Source organism: Gluconobacter cerinus, from assembly GCF_025961355.1.
In the GTDB taxonomy this organism is placed as follows: Bacteria; Pseudomonadota; Alphaproteobacteria; order Acetobacterales; family Acetobacteraceae; genus Gluconobacter; species Gluconobacter cerinus.
Genome location: NZ_JAOQNM010000001.1, coordinates 2,583,505 through 2,600,484, shown reverse-complemented (window position 1 = coordinate 2,600,484; position 16,980 = coordinate 2,583,505). Strand labels below are relative to the sequence as shown.

The 16,980-nt window shown below is 56.4% G+C and carries 20 protein-coding genes, 1 tRNA gene and 1 pseudogene; 4 read left to right on the top strand and 18 right to left on the bottom strand.

Going from position 1 to position 16,980, the window contains the following annotated elements; genetic code table 11:
• Positions 1-34 precede the first annotated feature (34 nt).
• Complete coding sequence (locus M2305_RS12160) at positions 35-469, bottom strand: DUF4167 domain-containing protein (RefSeq protein WP_373321848.1); 435 nt, start codon at positions 467-469, stop codon at positions 35-37.
• A gap of 259 nt (positions 470-728) precedes the next feature.
• Entirely contained in the window at positions 729-1,577 is an 849-nt protein-coding gene (gene prmC, locus M2305_RS12155) for a peptide chain release factor N(5)-glutamine methyltransferase (RefSeq protein WP_264649474.1), read from the bottom strand.
• A gap of 30 nt (positions 1,578-1,607) precedes the next feature.
• On the opposite strand from prmC, the gene M2305_RS12150 reads away from it, so the two are divergent.
• Positions 1,608-2,066, top strand: a complete 459-nt coding sequence (locus M2305_RS12150; RefSeq protein WP_064273185.1) for a hypothetical protein — start codon at positions 1,608-1,610, stop codon at positions 2,064-2,066.
• Between the two features lie 4 nt (positions 2,067-2,070).
• On the opposite strand, the gene prfA is transcribed toward M2305_RS12150, so the two are convergent.
• From prfA to M2305_RS12120, 6 genes are all read right to left on the bottom strand, one after another.
• Positions 2,071-3,132 (bottom strand): peptide chain release factor 1, encoded by a 1,062-nt coding sequence (prfA, locus tag M2305_RS12145; protein ID WP_099212338.1) that lies wholly within the window; start codon positions 3,130-3,132, stop codon positions 2,071-2,073.
• Between the two features lie 3 nt (positions 3,133-3,135).
• On the bottom strand, positions 3,136-4,377 hold the full coding sequence (hisS, locus tag M2305_RS12140) for a histidine--tRNA ligase (RefSeq protein WP_264649473.1): 1,242 nt from the start codon (positions 4,375-4,377) through the stop codon (positions 3,136-3,138).
• Entirely contained in the window at positions 4,377-5,528 is a 1,152-nt protein-coding gene (gene ispG, locus M2305_RS12135) for a flavodoxin-dependent (E)-4-hydroxy-3-methylbut-2-enyl-diphosphate synthase (protein WP_046901473.1), read from the bottom strand. The genes hisS and ispG overlap by 1 nt, the downstream gene beginning before the upstream one ends.
• Before the next feature lie 61 nt (positions 5,529-5,589).
• Entirely contained in the window at positions 5,590-6,825 is a 1,236-nt protein-coding gene (locus M2305_RS12130) for a helix-turn-helix domain-containing protein (RefSeq protein ID WP_264649472.1), read from the bottom strand.
• A gap of 16 nt (positions 6,826-6,841) precedes the next feature.
• Entirely contained in the window at positions 6,842-7,876 is a 1,035-nt protein-coding gene (locus tag M2305_RS12125) for an NAD(P)H-dependent flavin oxidoreductase (protein WP_202207602.1), read from the bottom strand.
• A gap of 5 nt (positions 7,877-7,881) precedes the next feature.
• Positions 7,882-9,204 carry an aspartate kinase gene (locus tag M2305_RS12120; RefSeq protein WP_064273181.1) on the bottom strand — a complete coding sequence of 441 codons (1,323 nt, stop codon included), beginning with the start codon at positions 9,202-9,204 and terminating at the stop codon, positions 7,882-7,884.
• Between the two features lie 175 nt (positions 9,205-9,379).
• On the opposite strand from M2305_RS12120, the gene ubiG reads away from it, so the two are divergent.
• Positions 9,380-10,135, top strand: a complete 756-nt coding sequence (ubiG, locus tag M2305_RS12115) for a bifunctional 2-polyprenyl-6-hydroxyphenol methylase/3-demethylubiquinol 3-O-methyltransferase UbiG (protein WP_264649471.1) — start codon at positions 9,380-9,382, stop codon at positions 10,133-10,135.
• A 41-nt stretch (positions 10,136-10,176) separates the two neighbouring features.
• Here the strand turns inward: ubiG and M2305_RS12110 are convergent, their stop codons facing one another.
• The 8 genes and pseudogenes from M2305_RS12110 to M2305_RS12075 all read right to left on the bottom strand — a co-directional run bounded on the left by M2305_RS12110 (position 10,177) and on the right by M2305_RS12075 (position 14,628).
• Positions 10,177-11,448 carry a lactonase family protein gene (locus M2305_RS12110; RefSeq protein WP_064273179.1) on the bottom strand — a complete coding sequence of 424 codons (1,272 nt, stop codon included), beginning with the start codon at positions 11,446-11,448 and terminating at the stop codon, positions 10,177-10,179.
• Between the two features lie 105 nt (positions 11,449-11,553).
• A complete protein-coding gene (locus tag M2305_RS12105) occupies positions 11,554-12,030 on the bottom strand; it encodes a DUF2147 domain-containing protein (protein WP_046901467.1) in 477 nt (158 codons plus the stop codon).
• The gene (gene grxC, locus M2305_RS12100) at positions 12,031-12,288 is read right to left on the bottom strand and encodes a glutaredoxin 3 (protein ID WP_099212323.1); all 258 of its coding nucleotides are present in this window, start codon (positions 12,286-12,288) and stop codon (positions 12,031-12,033) included. It lies immediately after the preceding gene.
• A gap of 7 nt (positions 12,289-12,295) precedes the next feature.
• Positions 12,296-12,772, bottom strand: coding sequence for a ComF family protein (locus M2305_RS12095; protein WP_264649988.1), 477 nt, complete (start codon positions 12,770-12,772; stop codon positions 12,296-12,298).
• 87 nt (positions 12,773-12,859) lie between these two features.
• Positions 12,860-13,069, bottom strand: a pseudogene (locus M2305_RS12090) (double zinc ribbon domain-containing protein); the annotation flags it as partial.
• Positions 13,070-13,078: 9 nt separating this feature from the next.
• Complete coding sequence (locus M2305_RS12085) at positions 13,079-13,261, bottom strand: DUF3553 domain-containing protein (RefSeq protein ID WP_211496909.1); 183 nt, start codon at positions 13,259-13,261, stop codon at positions 13,079-13,081.
• A 186-nt stretch (positions 13,262-13,447) separates the two neighbouring features.
• A complete protein-coding gene (gene galU, locus M2305_RS12080) occupies positions 13,448-14,326 on the bottom strand; it encodes a UTP--glucose-1-phosphate uridylyltransferase GalU (protein WP_211498136.1) in 879 nt (292 codons plus the stop codon).
• Positions 14,327-14,542: 216 nt separating this feature from the next.
• Positions 14,543-14,628, bottom strand: a tRNA-Leu gene (locus tag M2305_RS12075).
• Between the two features lie 75 nt (positions 14,629-14,703).
• Between M2305_RS12075 and lipB the strand changes: the two genes are divergently transcribed.
• Positions 14,704-15,387: a lipoyl(octanoyl) transferase LipB gene (gene lipB / locus M2305_RS12070; RefSeq protein WP_264649470.1), complete on the top strand. Its 684-nt coding sequence runs from the start codon at positions 14,704-14,706 to the stop codon at positions 15,385-15,387.
• On the opposite strand, the gene M2305_RS12065 is transcribed toward lipB, so the two are convergent.
• Positions 15,368-15,961: a LolA family protein gene (locus M2305_RS12065; protein ID WP_064273175.1), complete on the bottom strand. Its 594-nt coding sequence runs from the start codon at positions 15,959-15,961 to the stop codon at positions 15,368-15,370. The two genes, lipB and M2305_RS12065, sit on opposite strands and share 20 nt — an antisense overlap.
• Positions 15,958-16,248, bottom strand: a complete 291-nt coding sequence (locus tag M2305_RS12060) for a BolA family protein (protein ID WP_099212308.1) — start codon at positions 16,246-16,248, stop codon at positions 15,958-15,960. Before M2305_RS12060 ends, M2305_RS12065 begins: the two co-directional genes overlap by 4 nt.
• Before the next feature lie 67 nt (positions 16,249-16,315).
• Between M2305_RS12060 and M2305_RS12055 the strand changes: the two genes are divergently transcribed.
• Complete coding sequence (locus M2305_RS12055; protein ID WP_211500707.1) at positions 16,316-16,930, top strand: J domain-containing protein; 615 nt, start codon at positions 16,316-16,318, stop codon at positions 16,928-16,930.
• Positions 16,931-16,980 lie beyond the last annotated feature (50 nt).

The following is a 16,980-nucleotide window of genomic DNA, read 5'->3' as shown; positions in this document are numbered from 1 at the left end:
CCGGACCTTTTCAGGACCGGCTCTTTTTCAAATCTTATTCAGCGTCGGCTGAAGCGTCCTGAGGCCGCTGGGCCTCGAAGGAAGGCTGTTCGCCACCTTCACGGTCGCCGCCCTGATAGTTTTCTTCGCCATGTGGCTCACGACGATCTTCATAAGCGCGCTGACGCTGCGCCTGACGCTCGTTGCGCTCCTGCTGACTCTGCTGGGCCGCCTGATTCATCGCATTAAGAATGCGGAAATAGTGCTCGGCATGCTGGAAATAGGCTTCCGCAAGAATACGGTCCCCGGTTCCGGTGGCATCCCGACCAAGCTGGAGATACTTCTCGAAAAGCTGCTGAGCAGTTCCGCGAATTCTGAGGTCCGGGCCATTGCTGTCAAACACATGGTTGCGGTTCAGAGGGGTCTGGGAACTACTTGTGCGTGGTGTCCCGCCGCCTGCACGATGATGCCGGCCTCTTATACGCTTCATATTCATCGACCCGTGATGCACTTTCCTGATGGCGGGCCCCTCTTCTGCCCTTGCAGAAGGATGCATCCGCCGCTGTCGAAAAGACGTCTGTCTATCTCGCTGTGGCTGGACACTGGCCAGCCTTCTCATCTGTTACCGGCTTACTGAAAGACGGCCAACAGGAGCAACTCCGTGAGGAAAAAACCGCCATTACGGCTTTCGCTCCAAAACGTAGCTTTTGGGTCATACCAACTCTCAGCCCTTAAGCCAACGTCTTTCCTCAGTTTTCTGTCCGCTGCAGAACAAGAGCGCGTGCAATGCCCCCCAGATCATCATGCCGCGCGACCTCTTTCAGCCCTCGCCGACTCCCCAGTTCGGACACAGCATCGATCTGCCCGATGCCCATTTCCAGAATGGCATGGCCCCCGGGAACAAGCAGTCGGGGCAACGCGTCACACAACAACCGATAGGCATCCAGGCCGTCCGTTCCTCCATCCAGCGCCCGGGCGGGCTCATAGCGGGAGACCTCCGGCATCAGATCGGGCACGTCAGCACTCTCGATATAGGGTGGATTGGAAATCACGACATCAAACTGCCCGTTCAGGGCAGAATCCCAGTTCCCTGCCAAAAACGCACTGCGTTTCTCCAATCCGTTCCGAACCGCGTTCCGCTGAGCCAGAAGCGCCGCTCCAGGTGCAAGATCAACGCCGACCCCCCACGCCCGGGAATATTCTGAAAGCGCGGACAACAGCAGGCACCCTGTCCCCGTTCCAAGGTCCAGCATGGTAAGAGCCTCCGCCTTGTCCGGCCGAACGATCAGGAGCGCTTCTATCAGAGCTTCACTGTCTCCCCGGGGGATCAGCGTCTCTGGTGACGTAAAGACATCAAGAGTCCAGAACCCCGTTTCACCCGTAATGAAAGCCAAAGGTTCGCGAGACGCACGCCGCTGAACAGCCGTCTCAAAGCGATTCGCTTCATCCTCAGAAAAAACGTTCAGAGCGAACAATCCAGCCAGATCACGATGCGTGGCCCAAGACAGCAGCAATCGGGCTTCACGACGAGGATCTTCAAGTCCAGCCTGCTGCAAGACCACCGCTGCACGCTGAAGAATGTCATCTTTTGCAGTCATTTTGTCAGTGAACCTGCTATACCTGTGATCATGAAGTCCAAACGTGCATTTTTCTTCTCGGTCCTTCTTCTGGGATGCGCCCTGCATTCAGCCAGCGCCCAGTCTGAACTTCCTGGCACCTTCACCGTCACCGATGAACGTGCTCCTGAAGAAATCTCCGAAGTCTCTCGCCTTTACCTGAACGGTAACCTGGTGGCGACCTTCCGCCTCGGCTTATCCAAATCACGAGAAACCCAAACCATCACGCTTCCTGCCGGACGCAACGATGTTGACTATGCCCTGTGTGGCGAAATCACCATCATGCACAACGGACATCAGGAAACGCATCAGGTCAGCAGCGACGGACAGCTTCATAGCCCGCAAGACCATGCCCTGGATGCTGTCGGAAGCAATAATTTCACAGACTTTTTTTTAGTAGATTACAACGACCCCTCCGTCGCCACTCATCGGCATGGACGGGCTGCTGTCTGCGCGGTTCCCAGCAGCTGAGGCTTTAAAAGCCTTCAGCGGCCAGAAGCTCTGTCTGTTCTTCACGTGTCAGCGCATCGATAATCTCATCAAACTCGCCCGCCATGATGCGTTCGATCTTGTAGAGCGTCAGATTGATGCGATGGTCCGTCACACGTCCCTGCGGGAAATTATACGTCCGAATCCGCTCTGACCGGTCCCCTGTTCCAACCTGAGAGCGTCGATCCGCGGCACGGGATTCATGAGCAGCTGATCGCTGCCGCTCATACAGACGTGCACGGAGGATTTTCATCGCCTTGGCACGATTCTTGTGCTGGCTCTTTTCTTCCTGCATCGCCACTACGACGCCAGTAGGAATATGCGTAATGCGAACAGCACTTTCCGTCTTGTTGACGTGCTGCCCACCCGCACCCGACGCACGATAAACGTCAATCCGCAGATCGTCATCATTGATCGTGACGTCCACCTCCTCGGCTTCCGGCAGAACAGCAACCGTCACCGTGGACGTATGAATGCGCCCCTGGCTTTCAGTCGCCGGGACGCGCTGTACGCGATGCACGCCAGACTCATACTTCAGGCGAGCAAACACGGAACGGCCGGAAATTGTCGCCATGCCGTCTTTCAGGCCTGCAACTTCATTCTCGGCATATTCCATGACTTCAAAACGCCAGCCATTCTGCTCCGAAAACCGGCGATAGGCATCGAAAAGCTGGGCGGCAAAAAGCCCCGCCTCATCACCACCTGCCGCCGGACGAATTTCCAGAATAGCGCTGCGTTCATCCGCTGCATCTTTGGGAAGAAGAGCGAGTCGGAGATTGTGCTCCAGTTCAGGAATCTGGGCTTCAATCTCTTCCAGCTCAGCCTGAGCCAGTTCCTTCATTTCCGGGTCAGAAAGAAGAGCTTTGGCTCCATCGCGCTGTGTGTCGGCGTCCTGCCAGGCCCGGATCGAAGCAACGACAGGCTCGAGTTCTGCATACTCCCGTGAGAGACGCGTGAACTCTTCCCCCGTCGCCTCACCTGCTGACATCAGAGCCTGAATTTCCTCCGACCGCGCAACAATTCGCTCAAGCCTGTCGTCAAATGCCACGTGTCAGGCGCCCTTCAGTGCCTGAACCAGATCCGCAACAGATACTTCCTGCTGATCACGCGTTCCCAGATCACGAAGCTGCACGACATCGCGCGCAATTTCTTCATCACCCAGAACAACCGCATGAGATGCACCGGACTTCACGACGCGCTCCATGCGCTTCTTCATGTTTCCACGTGTCTCAATTTCAGCACGCAGTCCCGCTTCGCGCAGGGACCGGGCAATCGCAGCACCTTTGAGAAGGGCCTCGTCTCCCATGGGAACAATTGCAATTCCAGCAGGAACAGCAGGCGCGTCCTCAAGCAGCAGGGCCAGACGCTCGATACCACCGGCCCAGCCAATTGCCGGAACAGCAGGACCGCCCATCTGCTCAACCAGACCTTCGTAGCGTCCCCCAGCCAGAACAGTGCCTTGAGCACCCAGCTTCGTCGTCACAAACTCGAAAGCCGTGTGACTGTAGTAATCAAGGCCACGCACAATCCGCGGGTTCTCGACAAACTTCACGCCAAATGCCGTCAGGTAAGACCGTAGGTCGTCCCAGAATTTACGAGACTCATCGTTCAGATAATCCGCAAAAGCCGGTGCATCTGCCAGCAGCGCACGATCCTGCTCGGATTTGCTGTCCAGAATGCGCAGCGGGTTTACCTCAAGACGCACACGGCTTTCTTCAGAAAGCGCATCTGCGTGCTGACGGAAATACGCCACCAGAGCCTCACGCCACGCCTGCCGGGACGCAATATCCCCGAGCGTGTTGATTTCCAGAACAACATGCTCCGAAAGACCAAGCGCTTTCAGAATGTCGTAGGCCATTGTGATGACTTCAGCGTCTCGCAGAGGGCCTTCTGCACCCAGCAGCTCCGCACCAATCTGGTGGAACTGGCGATAACGCCCCTTCTGCGGGCGCTCATAACGGAACATCGGCCCGTGATAAAACGCCTTCTGAGGTAAAGACTGGGTCAGGCCGTTCGTCACAAAAGCACGACAGATTGAGGCTGTGTTCTCGGGACGCAGCGTAATGCTTTCGCCGCCCCGGTCCTCAAAGGTGTACATTTCCTTGGAGACGACATCGGAGGTTTCACCGAGCGTCCGCGAGAAAACCCGTGTGTCTTCGAAGATGGGGGTGCTCCACTCTTCAAAGCCATAGGTTTCCAGAACAGCTCTGGCCGTCTGCACCACATGGTGGTGACGGCGCATCGTGTCGCCAATAAGGTCGTGTGTGCCGCGAGGTGGCTGCAATCCTGACATCAGTGAGCCGCCGGGTCCAACAACTTGGCTGCTTCAGCTTCTGTCTGAGCCTTGTCTGCCTCAATAGCGGCAACTTTGGTCTCAACCAGATCCACAATGTGCTCGATCATGTCTTCTGCCGGCATCGTGTGGTCCTGACGACCAGCCGAATAGACCATATGACGACCTGAGCCACCGCCGGTCACTCCGATATCGGTCATCAGGGCTTCACCCGGACCATTCACAACGCATCCGATGATAGACAGCGTCAGTGGCGTCTTGATGTGCTGGAGGCGATCTTCCAGCGTCTGGACCGTCTCAACCACGTTGAAACCCTGACGTGCACAGGACGGGCAGGAAATGATCTTCACACCGCGATGACGCAGGCCAAGGGACTTCAAAATGTCCCAGCCCACCAGCACTTCTTCTTCCGGTGCCGCAGACAATGAAACGCGCATGGTGTCACCCACGCCCGCCCAGAGCAGATTGCCCAGACCGATGGAGGACTTCACCGTACCGGCGCGCTTGGAACCAGCTTCCGTGATGCCGATGTGCAGCGGATGGTCACAGCAGTCTGCAAGCTGCTGATAGGCCGCAACCGCCATGAACACGTCAGACGCCTTCACGCTGATCTTGAACTCATGAAAATCATGGTCCTGAAGGATCTTCGCGTGCTCCAGAGCACTCTCGACCAGCGCTTCCGGGTTAGGCTCACCATACTTTTCCAGAAGGTGCTTTTCCAGCGAGCCAGCATTCACACCGATACGGATGGAACAGCCGTAATCCTTGGCAGCGTTCACAACTTCACGCACGCGCTCGGCACTGCCGATATTGCCCGGATTGATACGCAGGCAAGCAGCACCAGCCTTCGCGGCTTCGATCGCGCGTTTATAGTGGAAGTGAATGTCCGCAACGATCGGCACGTTCACTTCATGCACGATTTCTTTCAGAGCGGCCGTGCTGGCTTCATCCGGACAGGACACGCGAACGATGTCCACGCCCGCCAGTTCGGCGAGACGGATCTGGTCAATCGTCGCCTGCGCGTCAGACGTCAGGGTATTGGTCATGGTCTGCACGGAGATCGGCGCATCACCACCGACCGCAACCTTGCCGACATGAATCTGGCGCGACTTGCGACGCTCGATGTGCTGATAGGGGCGGTAGCTGCTCATGATTTACCTCTTCGTGCCCGGGATAACCGGGTCCTTTGGGTCAGGGGCGTTACCCCCCTGTTTAATGCGATGGAGACGATTGATCCAGTTGCCGGGCATTCAGATCGTCAGCAGAAACTTCTGCGGAAGGCGTAGGAGCTTTTTTAGGGCGACGTATTACAGGCTTAACAGCAGGCGCCGCAGACGAATCATCTGGTGCGGCCGCAGTCGACCCGTCAACACTTTGCTCGGAAGGAGTAGCCACCACGGCAGACGGCTGTGCCGGGAGAGCAACACCATTGCCGAATGCACCTGAACGGATGGCATCCGCTGTAACTTCAACATTCCGGCGCACTTCGCCCTGACGACCTAGAGGCGCGCTCGTGCAGCCATCTGTCGAAAGGACAACACCACCCGCATTGCCGAAAGACATGCGAAATGGCGCTGCAGAAGCGTCACCCTGCCAGCTTTCGCCAGCCTTAAGCACGCGAGACACAAGAACATGACCGTCCTTGTCCTTCACCTGCATCCAGACAGGCGCCAACAGACGCACGACAACAGCCCCGACAGGGACGGCTGGAGCGGGAGTTTCGGCAGGAACATCTGTAGCGGGGCCAAACTGATCCGTATTGTTTGGCGTGCCGTCATCCTCTTCTGCGCTCGGCGAAGGAAGTGCTGGCGATGCTACAGGTGTCGCAGACTCAGTCGGTGCAATAACCGGCTGTGGTGCCGTAGCCGGCACAACTGGAGCGACAGACGCAGGAAGTGGATCATGCGGCAGAGAGGGATCGGGAGTTGGGGCCCTGCCGGGCATAACAGACGCCACCTGAGGAGACGTGGTCGCAGACGTCGCGGCACCTGGCATCAGTTCCGCAACAGCAGGAATGCGGCGGTCTGCGGGACTGTCATGCGAGGCAAACCGATACCACCCAGCATAGGCCGCCACGACAACAACAAGCCCTGCTCCAACCAGCAGACCAATGGGCAGCCCGCGCTCACCCTCAGGCTGCGGAAAGACGAGATCCGTCTTCCGATTGACGACCCCGCGATATTCTCGACGGAAACGAGCAACCAACCCATCTGCGTCCAACTGCATGGCGTGGGCATACGTCCGCAGGAAGCCGACAGCATACGCCACACCTGGCAGAGACGAGAGATCATCAGCTTCAAGAGCAACCAGCAGACGCGCCCGGATGCGTAACCACTGCGCAACGTCATCTATCTGCCATCCCAACTCTTCCCGCCGCGTACGCAGAATCGTGCCAACACTGGGCTGGTCTGAGCGAAGCGGCATCGGACGGTCGGAGGGAGGAGACATGGCTGATAAAACCTGATCAGGCAGAAGCGTGAACGCGATCTTCCCGCTTCGCAATGGCTTCGACAGCCTGCTCAACGAGTGTGGCAATGATTTCGGAAACCGGACGGACTTCTTTGACCATACCAACAGACTGACCAGCCATGACAGACCCGTTCTCGACGTCACCCTCGATTACGGCACGACGAAGCGCACCAGCCCAGAAATGCTCGATGGAGAGCTGAGCATCTTCCTTGCTGACACCACCGCTCTGGAACGTGCGGATCGTCTCTGCCTGATGCTTAAGGAAGCCACGGCTTCCAGCATTGGCAAGACCACGAACCGGAATGACTGGGAACTGCTCATCAAGCTGCACGGATGTCACAGCATCCCGGGCATTGGCCCGCAGGAACGCCTTTTTGAAGTTCTCGTGCGCGATGCTCTCTTCAGATGCGGCAAAGATCGTTCCAAGCTGCGCACCGGAAGCACCCTGCTCAAGATAGGACACGATGGCATCACCACGGCCCAGACCACCCGCCACAAAGACAGGAACATCCTTGATGTGCGGCAGGATTTCCTGCGCCAGAACCGTCAGGGACACCGGTCCGACATGGCCACCAGCTTCCGAACCCTCGATAATGAGAGCTTCAATACCCAGCTTCACCAGACGCTTGCCCAGAGCCAGCGCAGGCGCGAAACCAATCGCACGGGCTCCGCCATCACGAACGCGCTTGATGATGGCACTTGTCGGCACACCACCCGCCAGAACGACGTGGGATACGTTATGTGCAAGGCACACATCCACCAGACGCTCTAGCTCAGGATGCATGGTGATGAGGTTCACACCAAACGGGCGCTTCGTCAGAGCCTGCGTGGCAACAATTTCTTCCTCAAGGCGCTCCGGCGTCATGGCACCGCAGGCAATCACACCGAAACCGCCAGCATTGGAAATGGCGGAGACAAGATTGCGCTCGCTCACCCAGGACATTGCGCCGCCAAGAATGGCGACTTCGCTGCCCAGGAAGTCACATCCCGGCTTCCAGAGGCGGTTCAGGGTCTCGCGGGCGTCCGTCATTGCACTCACGTAGAGGGTTCCTCTTTCTTGTCCAGCCCGTACGCGGTGTGCAGTGCACGCATCGCAAGCTCTTTGTATTCCGAATCAATCAGGACGGAGATCTTGATTTCGCTGGTGGAAATCACCTGCACATTGATCCCACGTTCCGCCAGCGTAGCGAACATGGTCGCAGCAAGCCCGGCATTCGAACGCATGCCAACACCCACGACGCTGATCTTCACCACATTGTGGGACGTCTCAAGCTCGCCATACTGGATGATGCCATGAGCACTTTCCAGAACAGCACGGGCAGCAGCCTCATCGCTTTTACCGACCGTGAAGGTCATGTTCGTCATGCGGTCAACGCCCGTGCTCTGCACGATCATGTCCACGTTGATGTTTGCTTCAGCCAGAGGTCCGAAGATGGCCGCGGCAATGCCCGGACGGTCCGGAATACGCCGGACGGAGAGCTTTGCTTCATCATGCGAGCTGGCAATGCCCGCAACCAGTTCCTTCTCCACGATCTCGTCCTCATCCACCACAATCGACCCACTGTCATCGTCCGTCTCGGAGAATGACGACAGCACACGTACACGGACCCCTTCACGCATCGCCAGCCCGACACTACGGGTCTGAAGTACCTTGGCGCCCACGGAAGCGAGTTCAAGCATCTCTTCATATGTGATGCGATCCAGCTTCCGCGCACGCTTCACGATACGCGGGTCCGTCGTATAAATTCCATCAACATCCGTATAGATGTCGCATTGATCCGCATGGATCGCGGCGGCAATAGCTACAGCAGATGTGTCCGATCCGCCACGCCCAAGTGTGGCAATCCGGTTATCCGGACCAACTCCCTGGAAGCCGGCAATAACCGGCACAATCCCATTATCAAGGCATTTCAGCAGTTCCGTGCCGTCAACGCCATCAATGGATGCTTTCCCGTGCGCATCATCCGTCACAAGCGGGATCTGCCAGCCCTGAAAAGACCGTGCCGGAACGCCCAGTGCCTGTAGCGCAATAGCCACAAGACCGCTCGTAACCTGCTCACCCGATGCTACAACGGCATCATATTCTTTCGGGTCCGCCAGCGGATCGAGTTCGGAACAGTATCCAACCATCTGATTGGTCACACCGGCCATGGCAGACACAACGACAGCCACCCGACGCCCAAGCGCATGCTCAGCCTTGACCCGCTGCGCAACGATCCGGATGCGTTCAATATTTCCGACGGATGTTCCGCCGAATTTCATGACGATCGTTTTCCGTTTCCCGCTATCCACAGACATGGAAAGAGTATCGGCACGACCCGAAATCTGGTCGTGAACGGGAGTATCGGACATGGACATCGCGGATAAGGCTCCAGTACGTGTCTGGCGTTGCGCGCTCGGGTCTGGCATCGGATACGGCACAAAACAGATTTGCCGGCCGGTCTTCTGAACAGACTCTGCCGGTCCACATACTCGTCTCGCCACGCCGCGTCCAGCCGACGGCATCATGCGGGCACACAGAAGGACAGTTCTGATGGCCTCAGAAACCGTTTCCGGAAGCACCTCACATCGCTCTTCCGTTTCCGATTCCGAAATCGCCCATTTCAGTGCGCTGGCCAAGGACTGGTGGAATCCACGTGGCCCGATGGCCCCTTTGCACGCCATGAACCCCCTGCGGACGGACTGGGTCGCCTCCCGAACGACCTCTCTCAAGCCGTCCGAAGGAAAACGCCTTTCCCTGCTCGATATTGGCTGCGGCGCAGGCCTGGCCAGCGAAGCTTTTGCAAAGCTGGGGTTCGAGACACTCGGCCTTGATGCAAGCCCGGCCGGGATCGAAGCCGCCCGCGCCCATCAGGCTACCTACCCACTCCCACCGAGTGCCGCACATCTGACTTATCGTAATGGCAGCGCGGAAGATCTGGTCGAGGAAGGCGCAGAATTCGACGTGGTTTCAGCTCTGGAAGTCATCGAACACGTCAACGATCCGCAGGATTTCCTGCACATGCTTGCAACCCTGACCCGCCCGGGTGGCATGGTTGCCGTCTCTACAATGAGCCGCACACCGCGTTCGTTCGCGATGGCAAAGCTGGGCGCGGAATACCTTTTGCGCATGCTGCCCGTCGGCACACATGACTGGAAAAAATTCATCAAGCCGGAAGAACTGGCAGCCATAGCGCGGAACGCCGGTCTGCGCATGACCGATATTGCCGGCATGAGCTACCTGCCCCCACGCTGGCGCACGACCCGCGATACCGGCGTGAACTACATCGCAATGTTCACGAAAGGCTAAAACAAAAAAGGCGCTCCGAAGAGCGCCTTTTCCATTGAGGGTCAGACCTGCGTGTTCATGAATGCAAACGTCGTCGGGCTACCGACAGGCGTAAAGTTCTCAGTAAACGCAAGCTGCCCGGTGTTCTTGTCCACCTTGAAGGACGTCACCGCATCCGAGCGCTGGTTAGCGCAGAACAGGAACGTTCCAGACGGATCGAACATCATGGCGCGGCCGTAATCGGCATGCATCCAGACTTCGTCCTGCAAGGACAGCGTTCCATCCGCGGCAATCGCGAATACCGCGAGTGAATCTCCCAAGCGGTTAGACGCATATACGTACTTTCCACTGGCAGAAATCAGGATTTCCGCAGCCAGCGTTGACCCTCGGAAATGAGGTGTAACGGTGCTGACCGTCTGGATATTCGTGATTGTACCCGTCAGCGGATCAAAGCTGGACACGACAATCTTCGAGTTCTGCTCACACAGATTGTACATAATGCGCCCCGAGTGATTGAACTCGAAGTGACGCGGCGCAGACCCCGGCTCCATATCATAATACGGTGTTTTTGCCGAAATGAGCTTCCCAGTCGCCAGATTCAGCGTCCAGACATAAACTCGATCCAAACCCGCATCATCCGCGATCACGAAGCGACCGCTCGGATCGGAACGAATCATGTGCGGATGAGACCCGGAATGGTCAGAAACCGCAAAGTTGCCTTGCGGATTATCCGTTGCGCGCTCTGGCTGACGCGGCCCCGTATTATGCACCACATCGGTTGCTTCACCCAGCGATCCATCGCTTCGGATCGGCAGGACTGCAACACAGCCACCCACATAATTCGCGACCAGAACATAACGACCTGAATGATGAACACTCAGATGCGCTGGCACAGCACCACCGGAGCTGACACTGTTCAGCTTTCGCAGGGAACCCGTCTTTTGGTCGACAGCAAAAGCCGTGACAGATCCGTCTCCGGCCTTGTTGTAATCGTCGATCTCACTCAGCGCATACAGGAAATGGTTATCTGCGGAGAGCGTGATAAACGAAGGACTGGCAATGTCCGTGTAGGTCGTGATTGGCGTCAGAACGCCTGAATCCCGATCCATCTCGAACACGGCAATGCCCTGCCCATTTCCAGCACCACCTGCAGGGGCATGCTTGGTGTAACCCCCGACAAAACATACTGTTTTGGAAACCAGCTTGGGCAACGGCGGAGGAACAGGGACAATTTTTGGTTCATCAGCAGCATAAGACGTGCCTGCCACGCTGGCGCCAACCGCACCAGCAGCCAGCCCGAGCGCAAAATCGCGGCGGGAAACAGTGTGGGACATAGTGGTTCCACGGTCCTTTCAGTTCGGCAGAAGCAGAGACCTGAGATTGGCCTGCATGTTCCTGGCAAACCATATCAGAGAGATATGACCTGCCATTGTAGTTTCTCAGTGAGGCTGCGGAGGCATCTTACACTGTGGCCCGAATGAGCCTCCGGTATATCGCGTCCAGGTCTCGGTCTGACCCAACAGAGGCATTCCAAGAACAAAGCCACGCAGCTTTAGTACATTTGGCTCGGAGAGCCAGATGTACGCCTGATAGATACGTCCGCTCCGAGGATCAAGGATGTGACCCCGCCATTTCTGGTCTTCTGCTGCGACAAAATCTGTCAAAATCCAAAGATGGCATTCTGCCCGGCCCCAAACGTCCTTGGGCATCTCCCCGTCATAGTCCATTCCGACGAGCTTGCCGCACAAGGCATTGCCGCAGTGCTCGATCGAGAAAACACCGTCTTTACCCGCGGATAGCCAAAGGCCTAGCTCTGACGGCGTAGTTGCTGCCTGAGAGACTGCCGGCGCTTCAGCGTATCCCATGAAGGGCGTCAGGCAGAGTAATGCACCCGCGAAAAGCCGTCCCCAGCGCATTCAGGCACCGCCAAGCAGAGAATCAAGCCGTCCGGCCCGATCCAAAGCCATAATGTCGTCACAGCCCCCCAGAGATTGCCCATTCACAAATACCTGAGGGACAGTCCTGCGACCTGAACGGCTCATGGATTCTTCACGCTCTCGGGTTCCGTGTGGCGCGTTGATCTCCTTAAAAGCCACACCTTTTGATCTTAGAAGATCGACAGCGTGAACACAGTAAGGGCATCCCGGTTGGGTAAAGATTTCAATTTCTGACATAAAGTTCTTACTCCTCGGGATACGGAACGTCCTGTTCATCGCCTTTGCAGGTCCGCGCTGCAACAAGAATATCCACTGACAATGCCCCGGCCTTCAAAAGAGCACCAGTGCAAACAGAAGCCGTGGCACCGGTCGTGAGCACGTCGTCCACCAGAAGAACGGCCTGCCCTTCAATGCGTTTTTCCCGCCCGGCGCGGACAATAATCGTATCGGCAATTTCCATTTGACGCTCTTTGGCGGACAAACGGGCCAAAGGTCTGGTGGCCTGCCGACGCGTCAGTCCGTCAGCAAGCAGCGTAATCCCCTTTCTTCGAGACAAACCATGCGCCAATAGAGCGGCCTGATTGTATCGCCGCCGCCACAGTTTGGTTCGATGCATCGGTACGGGGATTAAAACGGTCGCCTGATCCAGCAAGACAGAACCTGCCCGAGACATTTCCTGCACAAGAATATGCGCGTTCTCAGTTCGGTCAGCATATTTCATGGGCAGGATAAGGCGCCGGGACCAATCATCATATTCAAAGGCAGCACAGGCAGATCGCCAGGCCGGTGGGCGCAGTTGACAGGATACACAGGTTTTCTGCGTCCCTCCAAAAGCTTCACCAGGCAGAGAAACGCCACATTTTTCACAGCATGGAAAAATAATTCTCTTTGCCTCGGCAAAGCAGTCAGAACAGAACGCGCCGTTCGTCATGACGTCTGCTCCGCACACTCCGCACACTGGAGGAAGGAGAACGTCCAGAGCACTGCGGCCAAGCTTCGAGAATAGAGAATGAGCCAAAGGCCGGAATCAGCCTTGAACCAGTTTCAGTTCCACACGGGACGCATCAATCAGAATTTTCCCCTCATTCTGAAAATTAACCGTAACACGCTCACCAATTGCCGATTGCACCTGCCCCCATCCCCACTCAGGAAAATCGGGATGCTGCACAATCTGACCCGGCTCTAGAAAAGACTGAAATGGCATGGACATGACACTCTTCATGCCATGAGATTTGCATCACTGCCCAGCGTTTTTACAAAAACACGAAGACGAATTCGCGTTCAGGCTTAAAATAGAAAAAGGGAGGGTATTGCCGTAATTAAAACGACAACACCCTCCCTTACTTATTTAAATCAGACTCAACAGCATCAGCAGATAATGCTGTTTCCCAAGATGTCAGACGACGTCGACATATTTCTTGAGGAAGGCTTTAACCGCATCGCCGAGGTCAGGGCGATCAATGGAGAAAGCAATCTGTGCTTCCAGGAAGCCAGCCTTGTCACCACAATCAAAACGCGTGCCTTCGTAACGCAGCCCGTGGAACGGAACATGCCCGATCATCTTGGCCATGGCGTCCGTAAGCTGCACTTCATTGCCAGCACCACGTTCCAGCTTGGCGAGATGTTCCATCACGTCAGCCGTCAGCACATAGCGTCCGATAATGGACAGGTTTGAAGGAGCGTCCTCAGGATTCGGCTTTTCAACCAGTCCTTTGACCTCAACAAGCTTGCCGTCATCGGCGCCCACGTCGAGGATACCATACCGATTTGTATGCTCACGCGGCACTTCCGTTACCGCGACAACATTGCCACCGGTCTGGTTGTAAGCATCCACAAGCTGAGCAACGCAGCTACGACCACTTTTTACAATGTCGTCTGGAAGCAGAATAGCAAACGGGTCGTCCCCAATAAAGGAACGAGCGCACCAGATTGCATGACCCAGGCCTAGGGGCTCCTGCTGTCGCACAGCAACAAGAGATCCTGCCTGCACGCTACTTGGCTGAAGTGCTTCAAGCGCACTTTTTTTGCCACGCTCCCTCAGCGTTGCCTCAAGCTCGTAAGCAATATCGAAATAATCAATCAGGCTGTCTTTGCCGCGCCCCGTGACAAGACAGAATTCTTCGATGCCAGCTTCACGAGCTTCGTCGATAGCATACTGAATCAGAGGCTTGTCGACGACAGGAAGCATTTCCTTCGGCATAGCCTTGGTGGCCGGAAGGAAGCGTGTTCCTAGTCCAGCAACGGGAAGAACTGCTTTCTTTAAGGGCTTGATCACGAAACCTCACACATCAGCCAAGATATCATTCGATTGCCGAGCACAAAGCTCACAGCGTTCAAATGAAAACATAGTCAGGCATAACGATGGATGAACAGTCTGGCAATAAAATGGCACAGAATAAAACACCACACTGGATGCCTTAACACTGGCATTCAGGGTGTTTTTTATAATTGTGATTTTTTCGAGATTTTTTCCATCAGCTCCGAAGAGTGATGGTGCGGCCGAGAAGACTCGAACTTCCACGGGGTTGCCCCCACAAGCACCTCAAGCTTGCGCGTCTACCATTCCGCCACGGCCGCCCCGTGACAAACCGTCTTGTGTAGTGCAAGACCGTCCGGTGAGGGGCGATATAGCTGATGCCTGAAACGAGAGCAATGACCAGAAACGATATTTGTGAAGAAATTTTGTGGAAAAAATCTGCCGGGCTAACACCGTATCCTGATGCACTGGACTTCATGGCCACCCGCTCGCGCCAGATTCACGAAGGAACAGCTGATCCCGTCGTCTGGCTCGTAGAGCACCCCCCCGTCTTTACGGCCGGAACGTCTGCGAAGCAGCAGGATCTTTATAACCCACATCACTACCCGACGTATGAAGCAGGCCGAGGCGGCCAGTGGACGTATCATGGCCCGGGACAGAGACTTGCTTATGTTCTTCTGAATCTCAGCCAGCCCAATGGTACAATACCTCCCAGAGATCTTCGTGCCTTTGTGAAAGGACTTGAAACCTGGATCATTGAAACTCTCAGCCGCCTCGGCGTAACGGCCTTTACGAGAGAAGGACGTATCGGCGTCTGGACTTTTGATCCTCTCACCGGCGAGGAAGCCAAGATCGCAGCGCTTGGTATCCGGGTCAGCCGCTGGGTCAGCTGGCACGGTGTCTCGATCAATCTTGATCCGGCCCTGGATGACTTTGACGGCATCGTCCCCTGCGGAATCCGGGAATTTGGCGTCACCAGCCTCAGGCGCTTCAACCCGGCTCTTTCCATGGAAGAACTGGATCGTGCGCTGGCCGCCTCCTGGCCAGCGCATTTCGGATCTACCCCCCGGGAGGAGTAAAGACGGTAGGGGTTACTGTTACCCCCTCCACTACATTCCCTAGAGATACGCTGAAATGATTCTGCCGGGCATCCACACCCTGCAGACCAATGAGTAGCAGTTTCCCGGCCGTATCGGAGAATTGGAGCGTCAACAGCCCTTGGGAAGGGTTGTCCGCCTCAGCAACTGAAACCTGAAGAGATCCCTGCCCGCGCCGCACGTCAGTCACCTGAATCCCACGGTCAAACCGAATCGGGTAATGAAGAAGGAGCCCCAAAGGGTTTCGCTTCAAGGACAGGTGGGTAACTGCCCCGCTATCCATGTCATCCAGAACCAGATGACCATCCCCCGCAACCAGTTCCATCGTATGCGGCGTCACGTAATCCAGTCGCAGATGACCGGGCATATAGACGAATCGTCCAGCGCTCACCCCATTATCGGGGCCAGTCTGATTGAACGACGCCTGCATCCCGGTCACGCCGTTCATGTAGGTTTCAATTCTGTGCACATCCGCCTGCTGGTCTGCAGGGAGATGTCCGTACCCACTTGTGGCGCAGCCAGACAGAAACAGAAGAGCCAGAAGTGCACGCTTCATGGAGTGGTTTCTCCGTGCAGAACAAGAGACAGGGCATGTAGTCCTGTTTCAAACTCCCCGGCGAGCAATCCGTTCACAAGACGGTGCCGGGCAATCCGGTTTAGTCCGTCAAATTTCGCGCTGGTGATCGCCACATTGAAATGCGTTTCTCCCGTACTCCCCAGAGCTTTTGCTCCTGCATGATGGGCATGCCGGGCACTGTCATCCTGAATTTCAAGAACGCTCGGCGCCAGTTCCCGGTGAAGAATTTCAGCAATTCGGTCCCGCCTGGTGAGGGGCTGCGTCATGGTCAATTAAATCCGACTTGGTTTGTCCGCTTGCATCAAACGGCTCACATTGCCCATATCAGACACCATGCAGCGTAAATCTACCAGACATCGGGCTTTTGACCCCGATCCAGAGGCACCAGACCAGACCTGCGATCATCCAGGCTGTGCGGAGCCTGCCGGCTACCGTGCTCCCCGCGGGCGCGATGCCCTGCGGTCCTACTTCTGGTTCTGCCTTCAACACGTTCGCGACTATAACGCGCGATGGGACTTCTATCGCGGCATGACACCCGCCCAGATCGAAGCCCAGCTCAGAGCTGACACGTCCTGGCAGCGCCCTTCGTGGAAACTTGGGACTGGTGCGGCACAGAAAGCCGAATTCAACGAAGAAGATGTTCTCGACCCTCTGGATATTCTCGGCGCCAGCCGCCGCGACCGAGCCCAGCGCGCCAAAGACAGTGCACGTCAGCGCGCCACAGCCGACGGCCCACCAGAACCGCTTCGACTGCCTCTCGCAACGTTGGACCTGACATGGCCCGTGTCGTTGGATGACGTCAAAAGCCGATATCGTGCCCTTGCCCGCCGTCACCACCCTGATGCGAATATTGGCGACAAGCAGGCTGAAGAGCGTTTCAAGGCCATCGGATCCGCGTATGCCGTGCTGAAAACGCATTTCAGTCGCGAGTCAGAGTTCGTTTCATGATTTTCTCTCTGGAAGAATAGAGCCTAAAGGCCCATCTTTTCAGAACATTC